This window comes from Vibrio sinensis (genome assembly GCF_003605645.1).
GTDB lineage: Bacteria > Pseudomonadota > Gammaproteobacteria > Enterobacterales > Vibrionaceae > Vibrio > Vibrio sinensis.
In genome coordinates this window covers 1-3,146 of the sequence record NZ_QVMU01000058.1, presented here as the reverse complement: position 1 = coordinate 3,146, position 3,146 = coordinate 1, and the positions used below count along the sequence as shown (strand labels likewise).

General features: G+C 37.3%; 1 protein-coding gene and 1 pseudogene. Both read left to right on the top strand.

Going from position 1 to position 3,146, the window contains the following annotated elements; all coding sequences use genetic code 11:
- Window positions 1-245 (top strand): annotated as a pseudogene (locus DZ860_RS23550) (beta-eliminating lyase-related protein); the annotation flags it as partial.
- 168 nt (window positions 246-413) lie between these two features.
- Window positions 414-1,631 (top strand): aromatic amino acid transport family protein, encoded by a 1,218-nt coding sequence (locus DZ860_RS23545; RefSeq protein WP_243641909.1) that lies wholly within the window; start codon window positions 414-416, stop codon window positions 1,629-1,631.
- Window positions 1,632-3,146 lie beyond the last annotated feature (1,515 nt).

Genomic DNA, 3,146 nt, shown 5'->3' with positions numbered 1-3,146 from the left:
TACGTACAATGGAACGTGGTATCGTATCTGCTGGACGTAACAAAGTGACCGGTGATCACCACCGTCCAATGCTAGAAACAGTACGTCTAACTATTCCACGTCGTGTATACACTTACGCACACATGGACGTTGTAGCAGAAGGCATCATCCGTCTTTACCAACAACGTGACCAAATCAAAGGTTTAGAGTTTGTATACGAGCCTAAACAGTTGCGTTTCTTTACTGCACGTTTTGAATACGTATAATAATTAACGTTAAAACCCCCCTAATTTATTAGGGGGGTTTTTATTCCAACACTATAAATTTTTCTGATTTTATAATATTTAACCCTACACATTTAGAATATAAACACATTACATTTCCACTTGTAAATAATAACCAATGATTAACTAACGTGAAAAAGAATATATATTATGACAGATACGAAAATTATGGATGGCGCTACTCCTAATGGAGGAACGTCGAAAGTTATAGGCAGTGGTTTAATTATTGCTGGTACATCAATTGGTGCAGGTATGCTATCTCTACCAATTGTTTCTGCTGGATTGGGATTTACCATATCATGTTTTATTATGCTGGCTTTATGGGCATTAATGACATACACATCGTTATTAATGTTGGAAGTTCATCAGCATGCAGATAGTAAGGCGACATTACACACTTTAGCAAAACAGTTTCTTGGCGAAAAAGGCAAATATATTGCCGGCTTTGCAATGCTCTTCCTTTTCTATTCTCTATGTTCTGCATATATCGCAGGTGGTGGTTCCCAGTTAACTGAACGCGTGAGAACGGTATTTTCGCTAGAGATTCACCCTGGTGTTGGTGCGGTTGTTTTCTCAATTATCGTTGCTGGCGTTGTTGCGATTGGTACACACTTAGTTGATAAAGTGAACCGTGTTTTATTTGCATTGATGATGGGTGCAATGGTTCTAGTGTTAATGTCACTTGCACCAAATATTAGCGGTGGTTATTTAGCGAGTATGCCTATTGAACATGGGCTAATTTTAACCTCGCTTCCCGTTGTATTTACTTCATTTGGTTTCCACGGCAGTATTCCAGCGATCGTAGCTTATTTAGGTGGTAACACGCCAAACCTTAAAAAGTCTATGTACATTGGTTCATGCTTGCCACTAGCGATTTATGTACTTTGGTTGTTGTGTACATTAGGCGTTGTTAGCCAAGTTGAACTAACAGCAAATCCAACGTTGAATGCTTTGATTTCATCATTGTCGGCAACACTGGAAGATTCGCAATTATCGCTGTTCATCGGTTTGTTTGCTGATCTAGCTTTGATTACTTCTTTCTTGGGTGTGAGTTTAGGTTTGTTTGATTTCATTCGTGATACTACGAACGAAAAATTAAAAGGTAACCGTGCATTAATTGCTGTTATTACTTACTTCCCACCGCTGTGTTTTGCCTTGTTCTATCCAGAAGGCTTCATAATGGCATTGGGTTATGCGGCAATTGCACTGGTTATTCTAGCGCTTTTCTTACCTGTTGCCATGGTTATCAAAGCAAGACAGATACACACTGAAAGCCATCATTACCGTGTTGTAGGTGGTAATTTCGTTCTAGGTTTTGTTGTTCTTTGGGGTGTTGTTATTATTCTCAGTCAGCTATTAGCGAGCTAAGGTAGTTGTTCGTTTAATTCTAATTGATTATTTTTAAAGGCGCGTAAGCGCCTTTTTTGTCGTTCAATTTTTCAGCCATCCTTTTTAGTTTATTCATTATCGTTGATCCCCCCATCCTCTATTATTCGAACATTCGAACCGAACATCCTGGCCGATCACTGTTGTCTATATCGCCTAGCAACTTGATATTTCTTGGGTATAAAACGGTACACCTTAGCTTTGTGGAAAGTTGTGTGAGTAAACCTCTCACTACACTAGGTTTAGGTATCAATCATCTTGTAGGCTCATTGAGTGGCACTTAAACGAGGAAATTGTTGCTCTTTGGTACTTAAATCGTACGGGAAATCGCTGAGGAAGAGCTTCTGAGCGTTGATGAGTGTATATGTCTGGTTAGACAAGAGATTCAAATGATAAGCCAGTAATGGATGTGCTAAGTCGTATATTGACCGTTTTATTTACATTCTCATCGGGGAAAGCCCTCTGTGCCCCCAGAAGTAGCAGTAATGTAAGCTGCGTTTGTAACTACCAATCACATAACTTATCTATGTCTTAGGTACGCCCTAGGTATGTACTGAGGTATTTAATTGATTTAACTGAGTCTTAGCCATAGGGGATATGCTGATTTTGTGTCCTCAGGGCAAAGCAGAAGGTTAAATATGTGTATTTAATGTGACCTCGCTTTCCCCCCTCACATACTTTTTTGCTTCACTCAACGCGATAAGTTTGCTCAGTGATTAAAATTCTGCATTAGTTTAATGAAAAACTCGCCAGAACACCTGTCCCAAAGTATGTGTTCTTGCATGTTTTTTAGCCGGTTTATTAAGTGATTTTTCCTGATAAATATTAAAAATAGTATTTTTAAATTCATTTGGCTATAAAAGCATCAAAAATAGCAATTATTATTATTATATAGTTTGCGATGGTATTTATAAAACAACCCGTATTTTTTGTATTATATGAGACGTAAGCATCATTATTCTAGAGGATATAATTATTAAGATCTGTTTTCCTCTAATGGTAAAGTGTAGTGTTCGCTAATGTGTATTATTTTTTACACATGATAAATGTGATGCTGTCGCTCATTGTTACACAGCTGATGTGATTGCTATCACTATAATTGTGCGATTCCTATCAAAATAAAAATACGATTACAATAACCATGTATCGAATTAATGATAAAAATAATAGTCACGTGTCAAAATATTTAATCAATATATTATGTTGTTTTTTGTGTACAAAATTCATTAGCTGGGAAAGTAATTGGGGTATTCCATTCGATAAAGAAATGAATTTAAATCAATCCCGTCGAAAGGAAGCACGGAATAAATAACTTCCTTTACTAATTGAAAATAAATTTGGAGTACACGAATGTCTTATCCAGCAGAACCGTTCCGCATTAAAGCAGTTGAAACAGTATCGATGATTGGCCGTGAAGAGCGTGCTGAGAAGATGAAAGAAGCGGGTTACAACACATTCTTGTTGAACAGTGAAGACGTTTACATTGACCTATTGACT

Bases quoted from the DNA above. Each gene is read 5' to 3' on its own strand.
- DZ860_RS23545 (WP_243641909.1), top strand. From the start codon at position 414: ATGACAGATACGAAAATTATGGATGGCGCTACTCCTAATGGAGGAACG.